The 17,622-nt window shown below is 48.5% G+C and carries 19 protein-coding genes; 2 read left to right on the top strand and 17 right to left on the bottom strand.

Annotation, left to right across the window (positions count from 1 at the left end):
• Positions 1–5 precede the first annotated feature (5 nt).
• Positions 6–488, bottom strand: a complete 483-nt coding sequence (locus B5P39_RS07970) for a copper chaperone PCu(A)C (RefSeq protein WP_088211082.1) — start codon at positions 486–488, stop codon at positions 6–8.
• 34 nt (positions 489–522) lie between these two features.
• Here B5P39_RS07970 and B5P39_RS07975 point away from each other — a divergent pair, with 34 nt between their 5' ends.
• Positions 523–1,260 (top strand): enoyl-CoA hydratase-related protein, encoded by a 738-nt coding sequence (locus B5P39_RS07975; protein ID WP_088211083.1) that lies wholly within the window; start codon positions 523–525, stop codon positions 1,258–1,260.
• A gap of 139 nt (positions 1,261–1,399) precedes the next feature.
• On the opposite strand, the gene B5P39_RS07980 is transcribed toward B5P39_RS07975, so the two are convergent.
• The 3 genes from B5P39_RS07980 to dusA all read right to left on the bottom strand — a co-directional run bounded on the left by B5P39_RS07980 (position 1,400) and on the right by dusA (position 3,234).
• Positions 1,400–1,600: a PspC domain-containing protein gene (locus tag B5P39_RS07980; RefSeq protein ID WP_088211084.1), complete on the bottom strand. Its 201-nt coding sequence runs from the start codon at positions 1,598–1,600 to the stop codon at positions 1,400–1,402.
• Positions 1,601–1,745: 145 nt separating this feature from the next.
• Positions 1,746–2,039, bottom strand: coding sequence for a hypothetical protein (locus B5P39_RS07990; RefSeq protein ID WP_023268555.1), 294 nt, complete (start codon positions 2,037–2,039; stop codon positions 1,746–1,748).
• Between the two features lie 208 nt (positions 2,040–2,247).
• A complete protein-coding gene (gene dusA / locus B5P39_RS07995) occupies positions 2,248–3,234 on the bottom strand; it encodes a tRNA dihydrouridine(20/20a) synthase DusA (RefSeq protein WP_088211085.1) in 987 nt (328 codons plus the stop codon).
• A 143-nt stretch (positions 3,235–3,377) separates the two neighbouring features.
• Between dusA and B5P39_RS08000 the strand changes: the two genes are divergently transcribed.
• Positions 3,378–4,451 carry a tyrosine-type recombinase/integrase gene (locus B5P39_RS08000; protein ID WP_088211086.1) on the top strand — a complete coding sequence of 358 codons (1,074 nt, stop codon included), beginning with the start codon at positions 3,378–3,380 and terminating at the stop codon, positions 4,449–4,451.
• Between the two features lie 8 nt (positions 4,452–4,459).
• On the opposite strand, the gene B5P39_RS08005 is transcribed toward B5P39_RS08000, so the two are convergent.
• The 13 genes from B5P39_RS08005 to B5P39_RS08065 form a co-directional block, all read right to left on the bottom strand.
• Positions 4,460–4,678 carry a hypothetical protein gene (locus B5P39_RS08005; protein ID WP_140418329.1) on the bottom strand — a complete coding sequence of 73 codons (219 nt, stop codon included), beginning with the start codon at positions 4,676–4,678 and terminating at the stop codon, positions 4,460–4,462.
• A gap of 286 nt (positions 4,679–4,964) precedes the next feature.
• Positions 4,965–5,177, bottom strand: a complete 213-nt coding sequence (locus B5P39_RS08010; RefSeq protein WP_088211088.1) for a hypothetical protein — start codon at positions 5,175–5,177, stop codon at positions 4,965–4,967.
• Positions 5,178–5,198: 21 nt separating this feature from the next.
• Positions 5,199–6,959, bottom strand: coding sequence for a hypothetical protein (locus B5P39_RS08015; protein WP_088211089.1), 1,761 nt, complete (start codon positions 6,957–6,959; stop codon positions 5,199–5,201).
• A complete protein-coding gene (locus B5P39_RS08020) occupies positions 6,956–7,159 on the bottom strand; it encodes a hypothetical protein (protein WP_254915722.1) in 204 nt (67 codons plus the stop codon). The genes B5P39_RS08015 and B5P39_RS08020 overlap by 4 nt, the downstream gene beginning before the upstream one ends.
• Positions 7,160–7,250: 91 nt before the next feature.
• Complete coding sequence (locus B5P39_RS08025) at positions 7,251–8,177, bottom strand: hypothetical protein (RefSeq protein ID WP_088211091.1); 927 nt, start codon at positions 8,175–8,177, stop codon at positions 7,251–7,253.
• 76 nt (positions 8,178–8,253) lie between these two features.
• Entirely contained in the window at positions 8,254–10,689 is a 2,436-nt protein-coding gene (locus B5P39_RS08030) for a hypothetical protein (RefSeq protein ID WP_088211092.1), read from the bottom strand.
• A 7-nt stretch (positions 10,690–10,696) separates the two neighbouring features.
• Complete coding sequence (locus B5P39_RS08035; protein ID WP_088211093.1) at positions 10,697–11,068, bottom strand: hypothetical protein; 372 nt, start codon at positions 11,066–11,068, stop codon at positions 10,697–10,699.
• Positions 11,069–11,117: 49 nt separating this feature from the next.
• Positions 11,118–15,035, bottom strand: coding sequence for a tape measure protein (locus tag B5P39_RS08040; RefSeq protein ID WP_088211094.1), 3,918 nt, complete (start codon positions 15,033–15,035; stop codon positions 11,118–11,120).
• Between the two features lie 117 nt (positions 15,036–15,152).
• Positions 15,153–15,872, bottom strand: coding sequence for a hypothetical protein (locus B5P39_RS08045; RefSeq protein ID WP_088211095.1), 720 nt, complete (start codon positions 15,870–15,872; stop codon positions 15,153–15,155).
• Entirely contained in the window at positions 15,869–16,294 is a 426-nt protein-coding gene (locus B5P39_RS08050) for a hypothetical protein (RefSeq protein WP_088211096.1), read from the bottom strand. The genes B5P39_RS08045 and B5P39_RS08050 overlap by 4 nt, the downstream gene beginning before the upstream one ends.
• 23 nt (positions 16,295–16,317) lie before the next feature.
• Positions 16,318–16,890: a hypothetical protein gene (locus tag B5P39_RS08055; RefSeq protein WP_088211097.1), complete on the bottom strand. Its 573-nt coding sequence runs from the start codon at positions 16,888–16,890 to the stop codon at positions 16,318–16,320.
• A 7-nt stretch (positions 16,891–16,897) separates the two neighbouring features.
• A complete protein-coding gene (locus tag B5P39_RS08060) occupies positions 16,898–17,266 on the bottom strand; it encodes a hypothetical protein (protein WP_088211098.1) in 369 nt (122 codons plus the stop codon).
• Positions 17,259–17,582, bottom strand: coding sequence for a DUF2190 family protein (locus B5P39_RS08065; RefSeq protein WP_088211099.1), 324 nt, complete (start codon positions 17,580–17,582; stop codon positions 17,259–17,261). The genes B5P39_RS08060 and B5P39_RS08065 overlap by 8 nt, the downstream gene beginning before the upstream one ends.
• Positions 17,583–17,622: the final 40 nt, after the last annotated feature.

Here is a 17,622-nt window from a genome sequence, read left to right on the forward strand (position 1 = left end):
ACTCCTTAATGATGGTGATGATGCTCATGTTCAGCAGCATTCTCGGCCTGCTTAGCAACAGGCAATGTAATCGTTATATTCTCGCCATCGTCAAACGCTAACTGCAGTTTAACTTGCTGATCTAGGGCTAATGGGGCTTTGAGTCCGATGAGCATCACATGCTCTCCAGACGGCGAGAAGGTTAATTTTCCGTGGGAGGGAATATCGAAGCCTTCAACATGGCGCATCTTTACCATGCCTTGTTCTTCGATGATGGTATGTAATTGTGCTTCCTTCGCGACCTCAGTCGTCACTCCGGTGAGGCGAACCGTTTTATCGCTATGGTTCTCCAGCGTAAAGTAAGCGGCGGTATTTGGTACTGTATCAGGCATTGCACGGACATGACCTTCGGTCATCACTACGTTAGCGAAAACAGAAAATGAGGCACAGGATAATGCGACAAAATTAAACATCTGTTTGAATATCGGTTTCAATGTCTTAAACTCCATGTCTACCCAATGTCGTCGTAAAGGAAAACAACCCATGAGTCATATACAGGTTCGGGATGATCAGGGCGTTCGTATTATCAGCTTTAATCGCCCAGATAAACGCAATGCACTTGATCTTAATATGTATAAACAACTGACAGAATACCTGATCGAAGGTGAAGCAGACAACGACATTCGTGCCTTTATGCTCCATGGCGAGGATAATTGTTTCACCTCGGGCAATGATGTTGCTGACTTTTTGAAAAATAGTGACTTAGGTCCAAATCACCCCGCGGTGCGCTTCCTATTTTGCCTATTAGAACTCAAAAAACCTCTGGTTGCCGCCGTCTCTGGTGCCGCCGTTGGCATTGGCACTACGGTGCTGCTGCACTGTGATTTGGTCTATGCCGACAACACGGCTAAATTCCAACTGCCCTTCGTGAATTTGGCCCTAGTGCCCGAGGCTGGCGCAAGCTTACTCTTACCCGAATTGGTGGGTTATCAAAAGGCGGCGGAGCTCTTGCTGCTCGGCGAAAGTTTTGATGCCAATACTGCGCACAGGCTGAATATCATTAACGATGTCATCGCCCAAGAAGAGTTGCTCGGTTATGCCCTAAATCAGGCCAAGAAACTGGCTAATCAGCCACCGCAAGCACTGCAAATTACCCGTCAGTTGATGCGACCACATAAAAACCGCGTGCAACATCAGATGCATCAAGAATTAGAACAATTTAGTGCAAGACTTAAAAGTGATGAAGCAAAAGCCAGATTTCAGGCTTTTCTTAAAAAGTGATACTCACTTAAACAGTGTTCACTATTGGCATGAGGGTCGATGTGCCCTCTTGTTGATAGCATCCCGCTAAAGGCTGTGTTCATAAACTTGCATCGGCTAACCCATTCACGTTCCCAAATTGAGGAAGCAAAAACGTGGGTTAAATCGGTCTTTTCCATTGGTTCACAAGTAAGGCCAGTACAAAGTAAACTAGCAGACTCACACCAGGCATAAATAGAATCGCGCCGGCCCACACTACACGAGTCCAAAAACAGGACCAACCAAATTGCCACGCCATACCAGAGGCAACACCACAGACTAAACGTTCTGAATTGTCCATTCGCATTTGCGCTCGTTTCATTTTGAACTCCAATTGATGAATATTTTACTTATCGCTGACACTGTGCCACTGAAACCAGCAGATAATTCCTGAAAACAACGCGAGGCTAATCACTGGTAGCAGTAGCAGAGTCATAAGAGGTGCTACAAACCACATAGGCAGCTCCTTACTTGTTTGCGCTGTATTCGCCTGAGGTGACAGACTCACCTTGGTTATCCGCGCTCAGTGTTAGCTGGCTATTGAAGTCATAGATACTTTCAGCTAATTGTGTTTGCAGTGATAACACCAGTTCACGCTTAGTGTTAACCAACAACTCCTGCGCTTGGGTGCTCAGCGTTTGCTCGATGGCGCCCACTACGTCTGATACAGGTGCCGCTTCGGCGTGTACCGCAACACTCGCCATTAATGCACCGAATAACACACTTGCTTGAACTGATTTTTTAACGTTTGAAGTAAACATGATGTCGTCCCTTTCCGATTGATTAACTTGACATAGGGACTAATACAAAGGGCGTGCCAACTTAACAAAATAAACTTAAGCCGATGATTTACATTGATTTAATAATTTATTTTAAGCTAATACGATATAGGCGAGATATTTGAGAAAGGTAAAGTGGTGAAAAATACTACAGGCATTAGTCAATCTCACCACTTTTTAAATCGAATAATTATTGAGCAACCATTTCGCTCTGAATACTTTGATAAGCCTGCTTGACCACCTCAATACCAGCACCGTTTTTATGGGCGTTTTCGCTCAAATAACGACGCCACGCACGGGCACCCGGTAAGCCTTGGAATAAGCCAATCATATGGCGAGTGATATGATTTAAGCGCCCGCCCGCCTGCAAGTGAGCCTCGATATAGGGCAACATGGTCTCAATCACAGCTTCACGGCTAATCACCGCCTTCTGGCTGCCGCAGAGCAGTTGGTCAACCTGCGCCAGAATATAGGGATTTTGGTAAGCCTCACGTCCCACCATCACACCATCTAAGTGCTGCAAGTGGTTTTTAGCCTGTTCAAGGCTAGTGATACCACCGTTAATGCTGATATTGAGCGTTGGATAATCACGCTTAAGCTGATACACTCGGTCGTAGTCTAAGGGCGGGATCTCGCGATTTTCCTTCGGACTTAAGCCCTGTAACCACGCCTTACGCGCATGGATAATAAATTCACCACAGCCTTTGGCCATAACAGTATCAATAAAGTGAGTCAGAAACTCATAGCTATCCTGCTCGTCAATGCCGATGCGCGTTTTTACCGTCACAGGAATATCAACCACTTGCTTCATGGCATCGACACACTCAGCCACCAGCTCAGGCTCAGCCATCAAACAGGCACCAAAGCGACCGTTTTGCACCCGATCGGAAGGACAGCCCACATTGAGGTTTACTTCATCATAACCGCGCTCGGCGGCAAGTTTGGCGCAGCGAGCAAGGTCAGCAGGATTCGAGCCACCCAATTGCAATGCAAGGGGATGTTCTTCTTGGTTATAGGCAAGATAATCACCACGGCCATGCAAAATCGCCCCCGTTGTCACCATCTCGGTATACAGCAAGGCATTGGCCGACATTAAGCGAGCAAAATAACGGTAATGACGATCCGTCCAATCCAACATGGGCGCAATGGAAAAGGTTCTATCTATTGATTTTGGCATAAATTCTTTTATATCAGACTACTTATGTGATGTTGCTTAATTACAGTGATAATATATTTTTGCTGTTTTTTGTACGTTTTTGCACATTTTAAAATGGTCGGGTATCCTGTGAGGTATCCCCAAAAATTGGACAAGGTATCCAAATGGCGTTTTATGTTATCGATGCTCGTCAACGTGCCGATGGAACCCCGCGCTATAAATGCACTGTGCGGGTGAAGCAAAAAGGTAAGATAGTTTACAGCGATCACCGCACTTTTACAAAGCAGGCGCCAGCGGATGCATGGGGTAAGCAGCGGGTAGCTGAAATTGAAACCAACGGTTTTGAGGATAACGCTAAGCCTAAGGTAACGCTGGGTGATGTGATTACCAAGGCGATTGCTGATACTAACATCGATGCGAGCATAGGGCGTTCTAAACGATATTGCCTTAAATTACTGGCTGACTGCGATATTGCTAAAGTGTCGCTTGATGAGCTAAAGCCACACCACATTATTGAGCATTGCAAATTACGGGCTGAGGCGGGGGCTGGCGGCGCTACGCTGTCGATAGATGTGAGCGTGATCCGCTGGCTATTGAGGATTGCGCGGTCAAACTTTGGTTATGATGTGTCGCAGGTGGCAGTGATTGATGCGTATGATGCACTTTATAATCAAAGCTTGATTGCCAAATCGGCTAAGCGTTCGCGGAGACCAACGGCGATTGAAATTGAAAAGTTAAAAATAGGATTAGCAGCAAGGGCAGATCAACGGGCGGCGCATATCCCCTACATTGATTTGCTGGACTTTTCGATACTGAGTTGCATGAGGATTGGTGAAGTATGCCGAATCACGTGGGACGATGTTGATGAAGCGCAAAAAGCGGTGATTGTGCGAGACCGCAAAGATCCTCGCAAAAAGACTGGCAACCATATGTTGGTGCCGCTACTTGGTGGAGCGTGGGAGATACTGCAAAAGCAGCCACGGTATGATGAACGGGTATTCCCGTATAACGAACGCAGCGTTACAGCAGGGTTTCAGCGAGTGCGAAATGAGTTGGGGATCACCGACCTACGCTATCACGACCTAAGGCGAGAAGGCGCAAGCCGGCTATTTGAGAAGGGTTACACTATTGATGAAGTGGCTCAGGTGACTGGCCATCGAAATATCAATACACTCTGGCAGGTGTATACCGAGTTATTCCCTAAGCGGTTGCATGATAAGGATATTTTAAATAGTTAAAAATATTCTTAATTTTTTGCATTAGCCCAATCTGCGATATATGCATCCATAGTGTCGTAAAATCCCTCGCGACACTGTGGCGCTATGATTTCTAAAATTTTAGCTATTACATGCAGCTGAATGCTGCTGTCGTGATTCCCCTGCCTGAATGAAATATACCGCTCAGCAAACTGCATCCCCTGCTCATAGCACTGGCACTCTATCCGATCTAAATTGACATCCGTCATAGCCATTACCCCGCGATTGAATTGGGGTAAAAATAAAAAATTTATTTATATTAGTCAAATAAACTAAAAATAAAAAACAATAAAATTAGCTAGTTACAAACAAATATAGTGCATTAAAAGTATAAAAACTAGATGCGCAAATTTTAATAAGCTTTTAGGAACTAATTTGATGAAGAGTCTCAACAACCTATTTTTAAATGGGATTCTCGAACGATCAGCATCATGAATGGGATAAAAATATGTGTAAAAAATTTAAACGTAAAACAATGTAACAAAATGTAATTAACTAAACCTCTATCTCCACAAATGGCAGATCGGGTGCTGTCCCTAGCACCCTGCCATCTTGCACATAGATATGATCGCCAACACTGGCGCTACCAATCGCGCGAATGGTGTGGCCGCTTGAGCTGCTGGCGGTGACGGTACCATCAGCATTCACGGCAGACACCTGCATGATCTGCCGTGGCAACACGAATGCTGACTGAAGTTGTTTAAGCATAACTCTCCTTAAGAGCAATCCTTACTCGAGTGGGCAAACCAATGTAACGCTTTGCTCGATATCGATATCACCGCGCTCGCTTACAGTCGCGCGGATTGACCAGCTATCGCACACGCCTTTAAACACCTCGCCGTTAATGGTGACACCCACCAACATGCCAGGTGTTGCGGGTGGTAAATCGGCCATCACGGGCATCGAGAGATTCACACTCAACTTATCGCCCGTTTCTGCCAATGCATTGGTGCCGGCTACACGAGCAGCTTGGTTATCGACAATCAGCTGGGCAATGATATCGGCGGTCGGGATATTACCCGCGCTGCCTGCACGCTTCACTTTTGCATCAATCCCCTGCTGTTCGCCACGCAGCCACACCACGTTACACAATGGGTTGCGGCTAACTGAATCGCTATAGCTAGTGATCACCGCATCGTGCAATGCTAGATCAGGCACTGCGGTTGCCATTGCCCACGGCGCAGTGGGCCAACGCGGGACTATGATCAGCTTTTTGGCTGCATCATCGGTTAAGATCATACAACCTAATTGCCCTACCGCCTCGGCGACTGCCTCAATCGGGGTTTTATTGCCCACGCTAAAGGCACCCACTGGGATAGTAAAATCAGTGATGCCGTTCAGCTCCACTATCCAGCCAGTATTTTGCAGCAAGTCACCCAACAAACCCGCAAAACTGCGGGCGGTGGTGTTGGTATAGCTGATTGGTAACTTATACGGCGCGGCCAGTTCGGCTACGCGTGATCGGCCAGTGCTGTTATAAGTGGCACTGCCAAACACTTTGCTTACACTTGGCTGTTCAGCAATCGCGTAAAACTCATAGCCGTTGATAGTGATCAGCAATAACTCATCGTGCGCGCGCTCGGCATCGATACGGCTTGAAAACTCCAAGCTCACCGCTCTGGCCCACTGGCCACGGCTGTGGCTAATGCTCACGCTGCTGATCACAATCACTGTGCCGTCTGAAACTCGGGTGCATGTCACCGTTGGCTGCATTAGATAGTACCTGCGGATTTGGGGTTCAATCGGGATTTTAAAATCAAGGGGTGGTAATACTGGGTTGCCGTCAATCAGGCCTCCGCCATCATCCCAGTAACAATAATTGGGTGATGCGGTAAAGCGCAGCACAACGGGATTAGGATCATCGGCTAGCGGCTCATTAAAGCGCAGCATAATTTTGCCCACTGGCGGGCGGTATTTACTCGAACACACCCAGCGCGGTGCATGTGGCCCCCACGTAATAGTTTGCTCGTTATCAACCACAATCCCACGATAACGGATTATTTGCGCAATCTCGGCTTGTGGTCCATCAATCCAAGTGACAGCTAGCTCACGATCCACGGCGGTAAAGTTCACCCACCGCAATACAGTCAACGCCATATGGTCCTTTGGCGTTAGCCACACAATCGCAAGGCCAGTTTGATGATCATCCGGTGTTATCCAGTTAATCGCCAAATCGCTGCGAACCTCATCACCCACAGCCCAAGCAAACTGCGTATGTATGCCCGTTGATTGCGGGTTAAGCCATTGGATTTCGGTATTGAGTTGGGTGCCGTTGTCGTTATCCCACGCGCCAGTGCATTGATATTCATGCTCGATTGACGCCTCAGCCAGCAATAACGCTTGCTGCACTGGGTTTAAATCCGCCCAACTAAAGCCAAGCTCGATACCAAAGGAATTATCGACAATAACAGGCGCATCATTAAAACGGATTTTGATAGGCGAGACAGCGTTTAACCAAGGTGTATCGAAGCGAATTACAGTGGCTGTCATGGGCGAATGTTCACGGTATTGCCATCAATTAATTCAGCTTTAACACCATCGACAAATTTGGCGTTATAGGTGCGATTATCATCAAGAATGCCGACTAACAGATTGCTGTTAATCTGATTGCCCATCGGAACAATAAAAGTTAGCTGCTTGTTAGATTGATAATTGAAATTGTGGTAAACCTCGGATGTATTACGATCCATTATTATAACACGTTCAGCATCAGGGTCAGAATCAATAGCAACTACACATTGATTGCACAATGAATTATTCACTACTGCATAATAAAAAAATTTAATCATACCAAGTACCTGCGCTGACCCAAAATTGAGGTGATCTGTATGACCTTAACAGAATCCAATCGACACCATTCTGATTGAGAACTTTTGGCCATGTCGCAGATCTATACCCTGCAAATGACGAAACATGAAATCCGGGAACTACACCTCTACCGATAGGCATTCCAACATTATTATTTTGACTTGCTAGTCCGAAAATAAAAACGGGGTGCATCAAATGATTTATACCTAATGATTCTGCATCACCGTCATATACACTTGAATCTTTATAAAAATATGATTTGTTGAATGAATGAATTGTACTTACCGATGAACCATCGGCAGAATATAATTGTGCATACAATGTGTTTGGAGTATCTACCATACCAGCACACGTGGTTGCATCACCATTTGTACCTGTGCCATTTACAATCGTAAAAGGTGCTACATCGTTAGGTATTGCAGAATGCATGTCACCGATAAAATATACTTGGTTATCAGAAGTGGTACCTTGTAAAGTCATGTTTGCGTTAACAGTGTAGTGCAGTATTAAATAGAAACCTCTTTTAGTGCCAATAATTTCCCATCCTTTATAGTTATTTGTTACAAATAAACCTCTGGCAAATAATGGTTTAAAAAATGTATTTATGTCATTCATACCTAAAGCACATTTAATACCTAAAACTCTGTTAGCTGTGTCACTCCCGTCAACAGAATAAAACTTTACATAACCACCGCTACCGCCATCGGTTGTTGAGTTTCTGAATGCGACAGCCCGCACACCAGCATCCTCAAATTCAAGCGTCCAGCCTAATGGTTGTTTATCTCCATAACCTTCAACTAAAACTTTTTTTAAAACATTTATCCACTCAGAAGGCGTGTTATTAACCAATTGCGGTGCGCCAGCATCGGTGTAGCGATAAACAGTTACTGGTAATCCCATATAAACTCCTGAAAAGTTGCTAGGTTCTAGAACCTAGAACCTAGAACCTAAAAGCGCAGCGCCCTAGCGCCTGCTGTTAAGACTCATTCCCACGGAATGCGAGCACGGCGCGGTCGGTGGTGACTTGGCTGTGGCCGCTTTGCACGGTGCGCAGCAGCATAACTGGCTTACTGGCAGCATAGGTTTTAAAGCGGATGGCCTCGCCTGTATTCCAACCCCCACCAAACGCAGCAGCGCGGATGATAAAGTAAGGTGCAAGCGTGAGCGGGTTGATTGGGGCGAAGTCGTTTAAGGTGTCACCCAAGGCGATTTGCCCAATGCGGCGACCCACGCAGCGGAACGCCGTTTGGCTAGTGAATATCAGCACCCAATCTTCATTTATCGCCGTGTCGTTACGCACTTCAATTGGGTAATCGACATTGTTCAAATTGCCTGTGGCGGGTTCGCCGTCTAAATCCCAATTGTTTGACCATGCGGTCATATCGCGCACGGGCCCAACACGGGCTTGCAAGTCACCGAGGTTTTGCACACTCGATACCGTGGCGCCGATTGGGTATTGGCGGCTGAGTTCTGAGGCCAGCACTAACGAGTTTTTGCGCACCTCAGTCACTAACGCGACCTCGCCGATGGTATCGGTGAGGATAAATGGCGCAGTAAAGCCGCTAAAATCACTGTTGATAGTGACAACACCCGTTTCTTTAACCCATGTGTAATGGGTGTTTGCCACCGTCCACAGGCTTTTGCCTTCGGCATCGGTGATATCAACAAAGCGCGCATTTGCCCGTGCGTTGTAAGTTTGCGCGGGCGCTGGGCTGCTTAGCACTTGCACGGCGGTATCTTGAATAGAGACTGAGTTCCACGCGGTGAAGGCGTTAACAATGCCGCCGTTTTTAATCCGCAGCGGATTAAGGCCGTACAGTTCTGGCGGTGGTGATAGCGACACGGTTTCGCTAATGTCGTAACGCAGGGACTTTAAGTCCACGTTTTGAGCAAAGTTTAGCGAAACGTTGGTACCGGTAATCGTGCCAGTAATGCCTGAGCCAGTGATCACCCCTGCCGCATCGCTTGAGGCCGAAAGCAAGGTATCGCCGGCAACGTTACTCACTTGCACATAAAAGGTGTCGAGCACTGGCGCATCTGTCACTAATGCAAAGTTAGCGATATTGTCCGATGTCAGTTGCGGCTCAACTAAGCAGTTATAAGTGATAGTAAAATCGCCACGGCTATCTAAAAACTTAGTGGCCACGCCAGTCTCATAGTCCAATTGCACTAAGCGGACGCTGTTAGCCGCATCAACAAAGTTACCCTCTGAGGTTTCGGTTAATACTGCGCTGCCTTGGGATGTGTTGGTAAACACCACCCGCATTTGGGTTGAACCAAGGGTGATTTTTTTGTTTGCAGGAAACGCCGAGCCATAGCTATAAACCGCATATTTAGCGGCTGAAATATACTCAATGGTAATGGCTTCGATATCGTAAAAACTTAGGTTGCTGGTTGCTGTAAATGTAGCAGTGGTGCCCACAATCGAGCTATTCCAAAACACTGGCGAGTTAACCACCTTGGGCGCTAAGCGTAAGCCGCTATTCACGTAATCATCACTCAGTAAATCAGGCAGTTCAAAGATGTATGTTTGCTGCCCTGCGATATATGGCGTACTGGCAGTTTTAGCGATAATGCCGCCGCTATCGCCTGAGGTGATGCTATTGCCAGACAATGGATTAAGGGTTTTCACCTTGGGCAACAATTCGGTAATCGTTGACTCAAGCATAAGCTCATTGCCTGAGGATGCCGCGGTTAACTTGCTTACGCCGTGGTACTTAATGCCATCGTTCTCGCTCACATAGCGCATTTTGGTGCAACCGGCTTCGCCATTGATGGTGATATCGTAGTTTGGCGTATTAAAGGGGATCGCGGGTTTAAATTGCACATTGCCCGTTGGTCCACCTGTGACGGTTTCTTGGATCTCGCAAAAGTGCTCAAAGCGCGGATATTGGGCATTTTCAGCTCCTGGATACTCCACGCTAATCACAATCTTTTGGCCTTTTAACAGGGTGACGTTGGCCCAATACTCGGTACCATTAAAAAGGTAACTCGATTGCAAATAGGCGCGCGGAAAGGTGTCTTGCCCTGCGAGCAAGCCGATCAAGCGGTTGCGGATTAACTGGCCAGCGCGTACCGAGGATTCGAGTATTTCGACCATATCTGTCATACGGTCGGCATCGTCTAACGTATCCGCCTCCGCAATCAACATACTCACTAGCGGATCGGTCGGCTTTTGGCTGATAAACACATGGCCGTCGAGCAGCAACTCACGGCCAGCGGTATCTAATGCCGGATAGCATTTAACGATATCCACCGCGCTCATGGCGTGGTCAATATCCGAGATCGCCGGAAAAAGCTCATTAAGCTTGCCGGATTGCACAACCAGCTTAGTGCGCTGGCCGCCTGCGTCATCGCTTGAACCTAACTGCTCTGGCTTGAATACTTTTAAATCGGCACGGGTGATAGTCATAAAGTGCTCACATCGTTAAGAACTTAAGGGTGACGTTAGTCAGTTGCGCAAAGCCTTGCACCTCATCAAACACATCTTCGCCGCTGATTGGCGCGCCTTGGGTGTTGTCCCAAATCACGTTGTAATCGGTGCCCTCATAGCTAAGGGTGAATGCGGTTAAGGTGCTGGCAGCATGGGCCTGCAATTGCTCAAACTCGCTACGAGCAATCCAACCGGATTTGGTACCGAGTTCCATGGCATGACCAGCGGGAATAATGGTTTGTTGCACCTGCGGAGCACCGTTTAAAGCGCGCTTGAAATTGGCCGCTACGCGCACTTGATTGTTGCGATTCAGCCACAGCAGATCGGCGCTGATGACGATGCTATCAACGGTTGTCATGTGTCACCTTGGCATATGGGGTAAATAACGAAGGCGGCGCCCTTACAGGCTAACCGCCGATAGATTGCAAACGCTTGATCTCCGCTACCAACTCAGTCACCAGGCTGCGCTTCATTTGGGCATCAAAGGTAGTGCCACCCACTTGCAACTTAAGCACAACGGTATCCGCGCTATTGCCCATTGGGGCATTAGCGTTAGATGTGTTCGTCGTGGTTGTAGTGGTTTGGGTAACGGCTTTGGTGCTCGCATTGGCGGCAGCGGTTTGCTGCTTGGCCTCGGCTTCGCTTTTGGCCTTGGCGGCTTTATCGGCTTCTTGCTGGGCTTTCACTTCGGCGGTGCGGAACTCATACACTTGCTTTAGTGTGCGCTCGGCTTCTTGTAAGTCGGCAATCAGCTTTTTGTCACCAGTGCGTTCTGCGGCGGTGAGTTGCTGCTTGAGGTCGGCAATCTGCTGTTGATAACGGCGCTTTTCGATTTGGTCTTGGCGGCCAAGATAACCGTCGAGCTCATCCTGCAGTGACTTAAGCGTGGACTCAGCACTATCACGCAGGGCATCCATGCGCTGTTTGGCGCTGGCCAGTGCCGAAGTGAGCAATGACATATCTTGATCATTGACCAAATCCAGCGCTTTAGTGGCGCGGTCAGCACTCGAGATAAGCTTAAGGTTAGCGTCATCAGTGTTATCAAGCGCTTCAACTAATTGCAGTAATTCAAGCTTTTGCCGATAGTAGGCGCGCTCGGCAATCTTGCCCGCCTTTTCGGTTTCCAATGCCCAAGTGCGAAGGCCAACAAAGTCGATGGTTTTAGCGAGGGTATTGTCTAACTCGTAGATCACCCCGGTTAAACGCTCAATTTCGTTTTGCACTTCGCCCAGTTCGCCAAATTCCTTTTTGACGTTTTGAGCACCATAAACAATGGTATTGAAATAACGTGCGGCGCCATCGCTTAAGGATTGCACCTTAGTGAGTACCGCCGCCCCGATATCAGCAAAGTATTGGGCGATATCGCCTAAGCCAGTACCTGCATCCTCGGCTGATTTGACTATCGTATCGAGGGTGTTAATCACCGAATCGCCCATATTGTTCACGCCATTATCAACTTGATTAAAGGCGTTATTACTCTTTTGGGCGAAATGGGTTTGGGCGGCATCCACCTTGCCATATTGGTCAATGAGTTTACCAAGCTGGTCGGTTAACCCCATCGCTGCAGCTTGCTGTTTAAGCGATGCGGCAACAGTGCCATCGCTGGACTCACCGAACTTTAATGAGGCCTGATCGGCCTTGAGGGCTGATTCTGCATACTTTAAAAACGCTTGGTTTAAATCGTATGTCGAGGCGGCGCCATCCTTAGCACCTTGTTTAACTTGCTCAAAGGTCTTTTTGGCTTCGGCGGCTTGGTCCTGCAATACCTTGGTGGTGGTAATGCCAGCTTTCGCCATGGCAATCTCGTAATCGTTTGCCGCTTGCGATGTCTTTTTAACTTCGTTGGTAAGTTGGCTTTGTGCTTTAGCCAATTCAACCGCGGTCTTTTTAGCGTTATCCTGCGCTGCTTTATAGTCATCGACCGAGGCTTTGCCCGCGATAAACGCATCGCGCACTTTACTCAATTGTTCTTGCGCCAGTTGATTTTGCTCATTGCGCAAATTCACTGTGGCATTGGCTAAGGCTGTGTTGCTTTTCGCTAATTGCAGTTGGCTGTCGGCCTGACTCAGTTGAACATCACCCAAGCGTAGCGTGGCGTTTTCAAGGGCAATTTGCGCCGCTTCAAGCTCGGCCATGCTGGCGGTGCCGGAATTTTTAAGGGCGGTGTAATGCTCCTTGGCGGCTTGTTCGCGCGCCTTCCATGCATCCACCTCTTTAGTGGCTGACTCATTGGCTTTTTCTGCGGCAGCTACGGCCTGTTGGCTGGCCTCAATCTGTTGCTCAAGTTGGCTCTTAACCGCTGCTTTAACCTTATCGGCATTATCGACTTGAGTTTCGGTGGTACCATCGGAGTCTAGGCGAATATCCACGCCCATTTGCTTAAGGGCGGCGGTGGCATCACGGGCGTCTTGCTCGACTTGATCAAGATAGGCTTTCGATACAGCCTTTAACGCATTGGCCTGTGTCTCTAGGGTTCTGGCTAACTCATCACCGCCGAGGGTACCGACAACCGTGGCCCAACCTTGCAGGATCAAAGCGAACACACCGCTGAGCGTCGCGCCAAACGTGGCCACCACTGAGCTAAACACATTGAAGATCAGCCGCACCGAACCCGCGACAACATTTAGCCCAGTGGTAAAGGCGTTAATGTTATCGAGTGTCGCTTTAAGGCTTTCGCCACCATCGCGCACGAGGTTTCTAAAAAAGTCGCTGATATCCTGCGCGGCGGCTTTAATGCTGCCGCTTTTGTTCAGTTCATCAAACTGGGTGTTGATATCTTTGAGCAAATCAACCGCGACTTGGTACGCACCAGAGTCGGCGATGATTTGTAAAAATTGCTCCCATTTATTGGAGATTAAATTGATTTGACCACTTAAGCGTTCAAGGCTTTTAGCTGCTTGGCCGTTGGCCTGTTTGCCCATTTCGTCAAACAGCTGCTGCATCACATCGCGGCCTAGCTTACCAGCCTCGCTGAGCTTACCGAGTTGGACCGCATTTTTACCCGTGACCTTTTCCAGCAAGTCCCATACTGGCACGCCGCGCTCAACCAACTGCAGGATTTCTTCACCCTGCAGCTTTTGCTTTGCCCACGCTTGGCCTGTGGCAAGGATGATACCTTCGAGCTTTTCTTGGCTGCCGCCAAGCTTAGCGTTGTAATCGACCATGGCTTGTAGTGAGCCATTCATCGGGTCGATACCAAATGTCTTTAACGAAGCAAAGGCCTGCTTGGCGCTATCGAGCTGTGTGCCTGTGCGATTAGCAAAATCCTTAATCCATGCGGTGGCTTGCTCACCAGCGGCGATTGAGCCCATCATCGCCGTCATTTGGGCGCTAAAGGCTTGGGCTTTATCACCCGCAGTGAGGATAGCCTTTAGGCTTTCCCATAGGCGATCCACACCGATATAGGCGCCAGCCATGGCAAGCAATGAGCCAGTAGCAGCTTTAATGCTGCCACCAAAATCACTCGCTTCTTTTTGGGATTCGTTAAGTAGTTTATTGTGGCGAGCCAGCCGTTCGTTCACGCCCTTTAAGGCGACTTCGGCAGCGGCCTCTTGGGTCTTAAGCTCTTTGCTGGCATCGGCCAGCTTATTCATATCAATACCGGCTTTATTGAGCACGGCTTGTTGTTTATCGAGTTCGGCTTTATTGCGTCCGAGGCTAGTACCGAGTTGATTTAACTCAGTACGGGCGCTTTTGACTTTTAGCGCGTACTCGGCCTTTTGTTGCCCGGCTTTATCAACTTCGCTACCGAGCTGCTTTAATTCAGTCGATTGCTTTTCGAGTTCGTCAGCCAACGCCTTGGCGCTGGTTTCGGTATTCTTTTGGGCAGACTCAAGCTGCTTTAAATCATCTTTAGCTTGAGAGAGCGCTTGCGCCTGTGCCTTGCTCGCCTGTGCGCCTTCACCTTGGGTGGCGGTTAGGCGCTCAACCTCGGCACGGGCAGCGGTTAGCTGCTGATCGTACTTAGCCAGTTCGGCAACGGTTTGGCTGTATTCAGTTTCAAGCTTGGCGGTTGAGGTGGCCGCCTCTTTTTGCGCGGCTTCAAGCTGTTTGGCTTGGGTTGCCGCTTGCTTTTGTTGTTTAACTAACTCATCGAGCGCACGGGTACTATCAACGTATTTACGCTCACCTTTGCTTATCGCAGTGGTGAGGCCATCAATGGCATTAATCGCCGCCTGCTGATCTTTTAAATCATCCAGACGCTCGTTTAAGACTTCACTTTGGTTTGCTAACTCTTGTAATGCCTTTTCCGACTTCTTCGACTCGCTTGAGAATAAGTCGCGACCTTGGATGATCAGGTTAATGACTTGATCTTTAAAACTCATAGCATCACCAATGGAATAAACAAACCAAAATAAAAAGCCCACAGCATTGAATAAATGCTGTGGGCCTTCGTTTAACGAGATTGAACTATCCGGTAATACCGGATAGTTGCACCAACATTATGCCGCGCTACGGACGAAGAACTTAGACTTGCCAATGGCAACGATTGAGCTATCGGCAAGCACGCCGCCTTCGATATCAAAGCTACCGAAGTCGTCGCCAATCAAGTCCATGCCCGCTGTGGGGCTTGGGCTCCATTTGTAGAACTTGAGCGTCCACGGTTTGCCTGTGGCATCGTTTACACCGTCAATCACCACCGGAACCATTTGAGCTGACTCGGTTAATGCTTGCATCGCATTACCGGCTTTTTTGGTGTAGCTCACTTTAAGCGCTTGGCCTGCGGTGATATTACCTGATGATAAGGCGCGGATACCGCCAGCACTGACCACATAATCAGTGTCTTTAACATAGGTAGTTGCGCCAGTGTCGTTAGTGACTTCTGGATCAACTGTGGTGTCGATCATAAACTTGGTATCGGCTAGGCCGTCCAATACTGCGGTGATTGGCTCATCATCCACTGTGCCAGCCGTCAACACCTCGACTTTACCGCGCAGGGCTAATGCCATGTTAGCATTGCTAAAGTCGTTCATAGTGAATGACAATTTAACCGATTTTACCTTGGTAATTTCGGCCGCATTGCCGCCACCGCCACGGTAGTTGGGTTTGGTTTTAGTTTCTTGCTCGATGGCAATTTTTACGCCTGAGGCGTTGCCAACGTCGCGGCCAGCAACGTAAACGATGCCTGAGCCGATGTAACTCTCTACTACGGTTTCAATCATAGTGATTCTCCAAATTTAACGGTATTAACAAGGGATAGGGTGAGCACCGCTAAGGCGTGTTTCTCATGGGCTTCGGGCATGATGTACTTGCAGGCTTCTAACTCTTTAAAGGTGATCACCGAGGGCAACCAACTTGGCTGCTCAACACTGCGCTCATCTTTGTAGAATGCGGCGCGAATGGCGCGCACGATGTTGATCAGATCTGCCGTTGGCGTTTGGGTTTTATCAACGGCAATTCCCGCCACCACTTGCAGCACCAGATCATCGCGGTAAGGGTTTACTCCATTCTTACCGCCAAATTGATCGGTAAACGGCTGCAAAAAGATAAACATCTTTTCTTTAGCCACGCCTTGAGCATAAAAGCCTTCGCGCACGGTCGCGCCTTCAACCTTTTTTAAACGGTCGATGATTGCTTGAATCATGAGGAGTCCTTACGATTTCTAGGCTAAGTGCCGCTGTACTGGCCGTATTTATTTCGCAGATGCGCAATAATCGGCGGCTCAATATCGTCGCGGATTTTGCGGAAACTGCCTGCCACTGAAGGGCCGTACATGGCTTTTTGCCCCTTAAGCTTGCGCCAACTGTTATCACCTTTTTGGCGCTGGAACATGATTTGATTGCCGTTGCGACCGAGAACGCTAAAGGTGCCTTTGAACCAAACAGGCTGATTGCGCAGCGCGCTAACCATATGGCCGTCGGTTCTTGAACGGCCGTTCTTGCCCGTGCGGGTCAAACGTCTAGCAAAACGAGTAAAGGTACTGGCGCGATAACGGGCGGTGATCACCCCTTTTAAGTTGCGCGGGTCCACACTTACCGAGAGGTGTTGCTCAATGTAACTGCGGGAGTTATAGCCATAGCGGTTAAAGATGGCATCGACCGCCGCCTTTTGCCCAAACTTAACCGTGTCATCAATTGCACGGTTAATGGCTGGCGCTTGGGCGGCACGGATGCGGTTCAGTTCCTTTGTTACCGCCGCCATGCCTTCAATACGGATGCGCTGGAAATTTGCCTTGGACATAGGCCACCTATTCGCTATCCAAGCTGATATAGATAAACGCCACGCAAACGCTATCCATGCTTACCCGCTGAGTGAGTCGGCCTTGTTGGCCGTTGGGGATAAACACCCCGCTTTCGTCAACACTGCCTAGGGCAAATATATCACCGGCATTTACCGTACCTTCGCTTAGTAAGAACTCGGCACGGCTGATTAGCTCTGGCACATACTCATTGGCTGATGCGGCAATTTCGGCGCCGTTATCATCCAAGCTCACCAAACGAGTAAATGGCTCAATACCATCCACTGGGGTAAATTGGCACTGGTCAGCCAAACGCTTAAACACCCGTGCCATTTTACCGTTCACACGGTCGGGAAAGTTTCTGCCCACGTTAGGCATTGATCTTCACCGAAACCGTGGCAGTGCCGTTTCCGGCAGCCGACCAAGCCTTACCGACTTTGGTATTGTCGGTGGCCGTGGTGGTGAGTTCGTTAGCGGTATCGTCCCAGTAAAGATCAACACCTAACGCAACATCATCGGTGGACTTTTTAGGCAGTTCAAACACGCCTTCAGTGACGCCTTCGCCTGGTGTATTGGCAGCAATAGCGGCGATGGCTACCACTAACAACATACCAAGCAGAACGGCTTCACCGCTGGCAACCGCTGCTGTTGGTGTAAAGCTGATGGTCTTGCCATCTTGAATGTAATTTTTCATCTTGGTTTCCTAATGGAGTAAAGAAGTGACCAGACTCTAG

It is taken from the genome of Shewanella sp. Shew256 (assembly GCF_002196695.1).
GTDB lineage: Bacteria > Pseudomonadota > Gammaproteobacteria > Enterobacterales > Shewanellaceae > Shewanella > Shewanella mangrovisoli.

Excerpts from the sequence above, each read along its gene's own strand:
- B5P39_RS07970 (WP_088211082.1), bottom strand. The coding sequence starts at position 488 with ATGGAGTTTAAGACATTGAAACCGATATTCAAACAGATGTTTAATTTT.
- B5P39_RS07975 (WP_088211083.1), top strand. The coding sequence starts at position 523 with ATGAGTCATATACAGGTTCGGGATGATCAGGGCGTTCGTATTATCAGC.
- B5P39_RS07980 (WP_088211084.1), bottom strand. The coding sequence starts at position 1,600 with ATGAAACGAGCGCAAATGCGAATGGACAATTCAGAACGTTTAGTCTGT.
- B5P39_RS07990 (WP_023268555.1), bottom strand. The coding sequence starts at position 2,039 with ATGTTTACTTCAAACGTTAAAAAATCAGTTCAAGCAAGTGTGTTATTC.
- dusA (WP_088211085.1), bottom strand. The coding sequence starts at position 3,234 with ATGCCAAAATCAATAGATAGAACCTTTTCCATTGCGCCCATGTTGGAT.
- B5P39_RS08000 (WP_088211086.1), top strand. The coding sequence starts at position 3,378 with ATGGCGTTTTATGTTATCGATGCTCGTCAACGTGCCGATGGAACCCCG.
- B5P39_RS08005 (WP_140418329.1), bottom strand. The coding sequence starts at position 4,678 with ATGACGGATGTCAATTTAGATCGGATAGAGTGCCAGTGCTATGAGCAG.
- B5P39_RS08010 (WP_088211088.1), bottom strand. The coding sequence starts at position 5,177 with ATGCTTAAACAACTTCAGTCAGCATTCGTGTTGCCACGGCAGATCATG.
- B5P39_RS08015 (WP_088211089.1), bottom strand. The coding sequence starts at position 6,959 with ATGACAGCCACTGTAATTCGCTTCGATACACCTTGGTTAAACGCTGTC.
- B5P39_RS08020 (WP_254915722.1), bottom strand. The coding sequence starts at position 7,159 with ATGGATCGTAATACATCCGAGGTTTACCACAATTTCAATTATCAATCT.
- B5P39_RS08025 (WP_088211091.1), bottom strand. The coding sequence starts at position 8,177 with ATGGGATTACCAGTAACTGTTTATCGCTACACCGATGCTGGCGCACCG.
- B5P39_RS08030 (WP_088211092.1), bottom strand. The coding sequence starts at position 10,689 with ATGACTATCACCCGTGCCGATTTAAAAGTATTCAAGCCAGAGCAGTTA.
- B5P39_RS08035 (WP_088211093.1), bottom strand. The coding sequence starts at position 11,068 with ATGACAACCGTTGATAGCATCGTCATCAGCGCCGATCTGCTGTGGCTG.
- B5P39_RS08040 (WP_088211094.1), bottom strand. The coding sequence starts at position 15,035 with ATGAGTTTTAAAGATCAAGTCATTAACCTGATCATCCAAGGTCGCGAC.
- B5P39_RS08045 (WP_088211095.1), bottom strand. The coding sequence starts at position 15,872 with ATGATTGAAACCGTAGTAGAGAGTTACATCGGCTCAGGCATCGTTTAC.
- B5P39_RS08050 (WP_088211096.1), bottom strand. The coding sequence starts at position 16,294 with ATGATTCAAGCAATCATCGACCGTTTAAAAAAGGTTGAAGGCGCGACC.
- B5P39_RS08055 (WP_088211097.1), bottom strand. The coding sequence starts at position 16,890 with ATGTCCAAGGCAAATTTCCAGCGCATCCGTATTGAAGGCATGGCGGCG.
- B5P39_RS08060 (WP_088211098.1), bottom strand. The coding sequence starts at position 17,266 with ATGCCTAACGTGGGCAGAAACTTTCCCGACCGTGTGAACGGTAAAATG.
- B5P39_RS08065 (WP_088211099.1), bottom strand. The coding sequence starts at position 17,582 with ATGAAAAATTACATTCAAGATGGCAAGACCATCAGCTTTACACCAACA.